Genomic DNA, 223 nt, shown 5'->3' with positions numbered 1-223 from the left:
GGGTTCGAATCCCCTACGGGTCATATAGATGGAGGCTTAGCTCAGCTGGGAGAGCATCTGCCTTACAAGCAGAGGGTCGGGGGTTCGATCCCCTCAGCCTCCACCATATAATTTTTATAACGACGCGGGGTGGAGCAGCCCGGTAGCTCGTCGGGCTCATAACCCGAAGGCCGCAGGTTCAAATCCTGCCCCCGCAATTATACTTTCCTTGAGAAAGTGATCT

Annotated in this window: 2 tRNA genes; both read left to right on the top strand. The window is 54.7% G+C overall.

The window, feature by feature from the left end:
- Nucleotides 1-30: 30 nt before the first annotated feature.
- Nucleotides 31-106, top strand: a tRNA-Val gene (locus WFI24_RS34425).
- Nucleotides 107-123: 17 nt separating this feature from the next.
- A tRNA-Met gene (locus WFI24_RS34420) sits at nucleotides 124-197 on the top strand.
- Nucleotides 198-223 lie beyond the last annotated feature (26 nt).

This window comes from Paenibacillus sp. USHLN196, assembly GCF_037144955.1.
Lineage (GTDB): Bacteria > Bacillota > Bacilli > Paenibacillales > Paenibacillaceae > Paenibacillus > Paenibacillus xylanexedens_C.
This window is presented reverse-complemented; position numbering and strand designations above follow the sequence as displayed.